7 protein-coding genes are annotated in these 7308 nt (G+C 44.7%); all 7 read left to right on the plus strand.

Annotated elements, in window-relative coordinates; all coding sequences use genetic code 11:
• Positions 1-50 precede the first annotated feature (50 nt).
• The 7 genes from AB4653_RS07125 to deoD all read left to right on the plus strand — a co-directional run bounded on the left by AB4653_RS07125 (position 51) and on the right by deoD (position 7297).
• The gene (locus tag AB4653_RS07125) at positions 51-206 is read left to right on the plus strand and encodes a DUF5363 family protein (RefSeq protein WP_009847525.1); all 156 of its coding nucleotides are present in this window, start codon (positions 51-53) and stop codon (positions 204-206) included.
• Positions 187-999 carry a TatD family hydrolase gene (locus AB4653_RS07130; RefSeq protein WP_050546535.1) on the plus strand — a complete coding sequence of 271 codons (813 nt, stop codon included), beginning with the start codon at positions 187-189 and terminating at the stop codon, positions 997-999. The genes AB4653_RS07125 and AB4653_RS07130 overlap by 20 nt, the downstream gene beginning before the upstream one ends.
• 204 nt (positions 1000-1203) lie before the next feature.
• A complete protein-coding gene (locus tag AB4653_RS07135) occupies positions 1204-2466 on the plus strand; it encodes a NupC/NupG family nucleoside CNT transporter (protein WP_009847523.1) in 1263 nt (420 codons plus the stop codon).
• Positions 2467-3003: 537 nt separating this feature from the next.
• Positions 3004-3780 (plus strand): deoxyribose-phosphate aldolase, encoded by a 777-nt coding sequence (gene deoC / locus AB4653_RS07140; RefSeq protein ID WP_102257749.1) that lies wholly within the window; start codon positions 3004-3006, stop codon positions 3778-3780.
• A gap of 108 nt (positions 3781-3888) precedes the next feature.
• Positions 3889-5217, plus strand: a complete 1329-nt coding sequence (gene deoA, locus AB4653_RS07145) for a thymidine phosphorylase (protein ID WP_102257750.1) — start codon at positions 3889-3891, stop codon at positions 5215-5217.
• A gap of 76 nt (positions 5218-5293) precedes the next feature.
• Positions 5294-6514 (plus strand): phosphopentomutase, encoded by a 1221-nt coding sequence (locus tag AB4653_RS07150; protein WP_102257751.1) that lies wholly within the window; start codon positions 5294-5296, stop codon positions 6512-6514.
• Between the two features lie 63 nt (positions 6515-6577).
• Complete coding sequence (gene deoD / locus AB4653_RS07155) at positions 6578-7297, plus strand: purine-nucleoside phosphorylase (RefSeq protein ID WP_009847519.1); 720 nt, start codon at positions 6578-6580, stop codon at positions 7295-7297.
• Positions 7298-7308 lie beyond the last annotated feature (11 nt).

Here is a 7308-nt window from a genome sequence, read left to right on the forward strand (position 1 = left end):
ATAGGCGTTTTTTTATTCGTGTCTTTTGAGGTTAGAGGCTTAAGGTAAGTATGTTCAGTTGGATAAAAGCTTGGATTAAGAAATACGATAAGTGGTGCGAAGAGCTTGGCTTAACGCCTGAAAATAAGCGCAGCTGCGTGGCTTATCGCCGTGACCCTCAAGGACAACAAACAGAGAGTAGGGAAGATGACACCAGAATTAAGTGAATTTCCGCTGTTTGACACCCATTGCCATGCGGACTTTGACATTTTTGAGCAAGGTTTTTCACTTGATAAAGGTATTGAAGGTTACGTTAAAGAAGCGAAACAGGCGCAAGTCGAGAAGTTAATCATCCCTTCTATTGGCCAAAGTAACTGGAGGAAGCTTGATGAAATCGCTCAATCTTACCCTAATGTTTATTACGCATTAGGCTTTCATCCTTACTTTTTAGAGCAAGCCAATGACGAGCAATTTTCGGAACTTCGCCAATTACTCTCATCAAAAACCAGTCAATGTGTTGCGATAGGAGAGTGTGGTCTCGACTTTTTTGTCGATGTTGCACGGGAGAAACAAGAGCGTTTTTTCATTCAACAAATAGAGCTAGCTAAGGCGTTTAAGCTGCCTTTAATCATCCATGAAAGGAAGTCTTTTAACCGACTTATTGAGCTAATAAAGCAGTATAAATTTACTTTGGGTGGCGTGATTCATGGATTTTCAGGGAGCGAACAGCAGGCTTTGGCGTGGATTCAGCTTGGTTTCTATATTGGTGTCGGTGGAACGATTACTTACCCAAGAGCACAAAAAACACGCACCACTATCTCAAAACTGCCTCTTGAGTGCCTGGTATTAGAAACGGATGCCCCGGATATGCCCATGCATGGAAAACAAGGAAATGTTAATCATTCCAAGTATTTAGTTACGATCTTAAATGAACTGTTTTTGCTTAGAAAAGAACCGAAGCAATCGGTTGCAGCGCAAATTTGGCAAAATAGCCATCGCGCATTCGGTATATGTGAATAAAATCGAAGGTTTTTGTTTATCGTTTGCGTAAATTGCACTTGGCTTGTGATTCGGCTCACATTTACGTGTGAATGGTACATGAATCTTCTACGAAAGTGTGAGGACGGCATTACTTTATTAGTGGTCGCATGAGTATAATTGCCTCCGCTTTATAGCCCCATTTTGTAACACGCCAATAAATAACTAATAAGGAAGTCATAAACTATGAGCCTGTTTATGAGCCTCGTCGGAATGGTTGCACTGATTGCAATCGCAGTACTACTATCCGACAACCGCAAAGCAATTAATCTAAGAACAGTGGGTGGCGCTTTCGCTATCCAATTCGCACTTGGTGCATTCGTACTTTACATCCCTTGGGGTCGTGATCTACTTGCAGGTTTCTCTGCTGGTGTAGCAAACGTGATCGACTACGGTAAAGATGGTACTGGCTTCCTATTTGGTAGCCTTGTTAACTTCTCAGTTGACGGTATCGGATTCATCTTTGCATTCCAAGTTCTACCAACACTAATCTTCTTCTCTGCTCTTATCTCTGTACTTTACTACATTGGTGCGATGCAAGTTGTAATCAAGGTTCTTGGTGGTGGTCTTCAGAAAGCTCTAGGTACTTCTCGCGCCGAGTCTATGTCTGCAGCTGCAAACATCTTCGTTGGTCAAACGGAAGCGCCTCTAGTTGTTCGTCCATTTGTTCCTAAAATGACTAACTCTGAACTATTCGCAGTAATGTGTGGTGGTTTAGCGTCTGTTGCTGGTGGTGTACTAGCGGGTTACGCATCTATGGGTGTACCTCTAGAGTACCTAGTAGCAGCGTCATTCATGGCAGCACCTGGTGGTCTACTATTCGCTAAAATCATCAAGCCTGAAACTGATGAAGTTGACGAGAACCTAGGTTCAGACATCGACGGTGGCGACGACAAGCCTGCTAACGTTATCGATGCAGCTGCTGGCGGTGCGTCAGTTGGTCTACAACTAGCACTTAACGTTGGTGCAATGCTACTAGCATTCATCGGTCTAATCGCTCTTATCAACGGTATCCTAGGTGGCATCGGTGGTTGGTTCGGTATGGAAAACCTAACTCTAGAACTTCTTCTAGGTTGGATCTTCGCACCGTTAGCATTCATCATTGGTGTTCCATGGGAAGAAGCAACTATTGCTGGTTCTTTCATTGGTCAGAAGACAGTTGTTAACGAATTCGTTGCATACCTAAACTTCGTACCGTACATCGGTGAAAACGCTCAAATCGTTGAAGCGACTGGTCAAGTAATGTCTGTTAAGACTCAAGCAATTATCTCGTTCGCTCTATGTGGTTTCGCAAACCTTTCTTCAATTGCGATTCTTCTAGGTGGTCTAGGTGGTATTGCTCCAAACCGTCGTCACGACATCGCACGTATGGGTGTTAAAGCGGTTGTAGCTGGTACTCTATCTAACCTGATGGCAGCAACAATTGCTGGCTTCTTCCTGTCTTTCTAATCAGTTAGAAATCGATATATAGACGCCATAATAATATCGCCCCGTAGCAAGAAATTGCTGCGGGGCTTTTTTGTTTTTGGGCCTAGTGATTTTGAGCATTAGCATGAGTGAATGCTTGGAGTCGAAAATGGGTCTAGAATGTTTTTTTGAGATACAAACCGTTTGCGTTCTAAGGAGCACTACAATTTATTGATGGATACCTATAATGTATTAGCTAAAGGGATAGGATGTCTCTGCTGGCAAGAAAGTAACATTGAGATTAGCTCGAACGTTATTCTTCTGGGATTAAGCCAAACTTAGCAATACGCTATATTAGCAATACACTATAGATGTTAGACACAACATGACTGATTTGTTGTGCCATAGACCAAACTGGTACTGTGCGGTGACAAGGATTGCAATTGGTAGCGAAAGTTATCAAGTCTTCAGGGAACCAAGTCCGTTCATTTGTGACTACTGAGCATTACTAAAATATCCATCTATACTGGATGGATGGTGAAGTAGTTAACTATTTGAATATATTGATCGGAGATAGAAATGAGCGATTTAAAAGCAGCAGCTCTACGTGCACTTAAACTTATGGACCTAACTACGCTAAATGACGACGATACTACTGAAAAAGTAGTGGCACTTTGTCATGACGCGAAGACTGCAGTTGGCAACACCGCTGCAATCTGTATTTACCCTCGCTTCATCCCAGCAGCTAAAAAGGCGTTGCGTGAGCAAGGTACTCCAGAAGTACGCATCGCGACTGTAACTAACTTCCCTCATGGTGATGACGACATCGAAATTGCTGTTGCTGAAACAAAAGCAGCGGTAGCGTACGGCGCAGACGAAGTTGACGTAGTATTCCCATACCGTGCTCTTATTGCTGGCAACGAAGAAGTGGGTTTTGAGCTAGTTAAACAGTGTAAAGCCGCTTGTGGTGACATCACGCTTAAAGTGATCATCGAAACAGGTGAACTTAAAGAAGAAGCACTGATCAAGAAAGCTTCTCAAATCTGTATCGAAGCAGGTGCAGACTTCATCAAAACTTCAACAGGTAAAGTGCCAGTAAACGCGACTCCTGAGTACGCACGCATGATGCTTGAAGTTATTCGTGACATGGGCGTAGCTAAAACAGTTGGTTTCAAACCAGCTGGTGGCGTACGTACAGCTGAAGATGCTCAAGCTTACCTTGCAATGGCTGATGAGCTACTAGGCGCTGAGTGGGCAGACAACATGCACTACCGTTTTGGCGCTTCAAGCCTACTGACTAACCTTCTTAATACATTAGAAGTGACAGACCAAACTGCTGATCCAGCAGCATACTAATTTCCCTATCGGGTATAACAATAAAGTCTGTTTGATGGAGTGGTGTTAAGTCACTCCATATTACCTCTTTCCCTACAAACCATACTCACTAGAGTTTGGGAGGCACTAATGTATCTACCTCAAGAAATTATTCGCAGAAAACGTGATGGTGAAGTCCTAACGACTGAAGAAATTAACTTCTTTATTCAAGGCGTGGCTAAAAACACGGTTTCTGAAGGCCAAATTGCAGCATTCGCAATGGCTATCTTTTTTAATGAAATGACGATGCCAGAACGTATCGCACTGACGTGTGCAATGCGTGATTCGGGCATGGTGATTGACTGGAGCCACATGAACTTTGATGGCCCAATCGTTGATAAGCACTCTACTGGTGGTGTTGGTGACGTAACTTCTCTGATGCTTGGCCCTATGGTGGCAGCATGTGGTGGTTTCGTTCCAATGATCTCTGGTCGTGGTTTAGGTCACACTGGCGGTACGCTAGACAAACTTGAATCTATCCCTGGTTACAATATTACACCAACCAACGATGTGTTTGGTGCTGTAACCAAAGAAGCTGGCGTAGCGATCATCGGCCAAACTGGCGATTTAGCGCCAGCTGATAAGCGCGTTTACGCGACTCGAGATATCACGGCAACAGTCGACAACATATCGTTGATCACAGCTTCAATTCTGTCTAAGAAATTGGCTGCTGGTCTTGATTCTCTAGTGATGGACGTAAAAGTAGGTTCAGGCGCATTCATGCCGACTTACGAAGCGTCTGAAGAGTTAGCAAAATCTATCGTTGCAGTAGCAAACGGCGCGGGTACTAAAACAACGGCAATCCTAACGGACATGAACCAAGTTCTGGCTTCTTCAGCGGGTAACGCAGTAGAAGTACGTGAAGCGGTTCAATTTCTAACCGGCGAATATCGTAACCCTCGTTTGCTAGAAATTACGATGGCATCGTGTGCTGAAATGCTGGTTCTGAGTAACCTTGCAAAAGATTCAGACGAAGCGCGTGAAAAGCTGATGGCAGTACTGGATAACGGTAAAGCAGCAGAGTGCTTCGGTAAAATGGTAGCGGGCCTTGGTGGTCCAACTGATTTCGTAACGAACTACGATAACTACCTAGAAAAAGCAGAAATTGTTAAACCAGTGTATGCGCTAGAAAGCGGTGTAGTATCGGCGATGGATACGCGTGCAATTGGTATGGCTGTCGTTGGTATGGGCGGTGGTCGCCGCGTAGCAACAGACAGCATTGATTACGCAGTCGGTTTTGATAGCTTCATTCGCCTTGGTGAAGTAGCAAGCGACGATAAACCATTAGCAATGATTCATGCTCGCAATGAACAACAGTGGCAAGAAGCTGCAAAAGCATTACAAAATGCAATCACTGTGGGTGGAGAATATACAGCAACGCCAGACGTTTACCGTCAGATTCGTTCTGAAGACGTGTAAATAACAGGTATCGGCATACCTTGTGTATGCCGATAAACAGAGTTCTGGTGCAAAGAGCAATAAGTTGGTGAAGAAAATGAAAAGAGCATTTATTTTAGTTTTAGATTCATTCGGTATCGGCGAAACAGCAGATGCGGACACATTCGGTGATGTAGGTTCAGACACTATGGGTCACATTGCTGACCATTGTGATCAAGGTCTTGCAGACAATGCGGATCGTAAAGGTCCACTAACGCTGCCAAACCTGTCTAAGCTAGGTTTAGCTATGGCTCACAAAGAGTCTACAGGTCGCTTTGCTCCTGGTATGGATGCAGATGCTGAAATCATTGGCGCGTACGGTCACGCTGCTGAGCTGTCTTCTGGTAAAGACACGCCATCAGGTCACTGGGAAATCGCAGGTGTACCGGTATTGTTTGACTGGGGCTACTTCACCGACAAAGAAAACAGCTTTCCAAAAGAACTGACTGATCGCATCCTTGAGCGTGCAGGTCTATCTGGCTTCTTAGGTAACTGTCACTCATCGGGTACAGAAATCCTAGATAACCTAGGTGAAGAACACATGAAGAGTGGCTTGCCAATCTTCTATACTTCAGCAGACTCTGTTTTCCAAATCGCATGTCATGAAGAGACATTCGGTCTACAGAACTTATTAGACCTTTGTCAGATTGCTCGTGAAGAGCTAGAAGACTACAACATCGGCCGTGTTATTGCGCGCCCGTTCATTGGCCCAGGTAAAGGTCAGTTCGAACGTACTGGTAACCGTCGTGACCTTTCTGTTGAGCCGCCAGCGGCAACAGTTCTTCAGAAGTTGGTTGATGAGAAGGGCGGTAATGTTCACTCAATCGGTAAGATCTCTGATATCTACGCGGGTTGTGGTATTACTCAGAAAACCAAAGCAACAGGTATCCCTGCGTTATTTGAAGCGACTAAAGAAGCGATCAATGAAGCGGGTGACAACACTATCGTGTTCACTAACTTCGTTGATTTCGACTCAGCTTACGGTCACCGCCGTGATGTTGCAGGTTACGCAGCGGCACTTGAGTACTTCGATGGCCGTATCAATGAAATCATCGATATGATGAAAGAAGATGATGTACTTATCTTAACTGCTGACCACGGTTGTGATCCGACATGGCCAGGTACTGACCATACTCGTGAACATATCCCTGTGATTGTTTACGGAAACAAGGTTCCTGCTGGCTCTCTTGGCCGTCGCGATACCTTCGCTGATATCGGTCAAAGCTTAGCGTCTTACTTTGGCACATCGCCAATGGGACACGGTACAAGCTTTCTATAATAGTTAACGAAGGGAGAGGGAAACCTCTCTCTTTTTTTTGTTTTGAGATTAAGGATATTTTCAATGGCTACTCCACATATTAATGCTGAAATGGGTGATTTCGCTGACGTAGTTCTAATGCCCGGCGATCCGCTACGTGCAAAATACATCGCTGAAACCTTCCTAGAAGAAGTGGTTCAAGTGTGCGATGTTCGTAACATGTTTGGTTACACGGGTACTTACAAAGGCCGTAAGGTTTCGGTAATGGGGCATGGTATGGGCATTCCATCTTGTTCTATTTACGCGACTGAGCTGATCAAAGACTTTGGTGTGAAAAAGATCATTCGTGTCGGCAGTTGTGGTGCAGTGAGCGAAGATATCAAAGTACGCGATGTGGTTATCGGCATGGGTGCGTGTACCGACTCAAAAGTGAATCGTATTCGCTTTAAAGGTCATGACTTTGCGGCTATTGCGGATTACAAAATGGTGCGTGCGGCAGAAGATGCAGCCAAAGCGCGTGGTGTAGACGTAAAGGTTGGCAACCTATTCTCGGCTGAGTTGTTCTACACGCCAGATCCTGAAATGTTCGAAGTCATGGACAAGTACGGCATTGTCGGCGTAGAGATGGAAGCGGCGGGTATCTATGGTGTATGTGCTGAATACGGTGCAAAAGCTCTGACTATTTGTACTGTTTCTGATCACATCAAAACTGGTGAGCAAACCACATCAGATGAACGTCAAACGACTTTCAACGACATGATGGTTATCGCACTCGACTCTGTGCTGCTTGGTGACCAAGACTAATCTGCTAATAG

Origin of the sequence: Vibrio sp. 10N.222.48.A3, assembly GCF_041475345.1 — a bacterium.
In the GTDB taxonomy this organism is placed as follows: Bacteria; Pseudomonadota; Gammaproteobacteria; order Enterobacterales; family Vibrionaceae; genus Vibrio; species Vibrio tasmaniensis_A.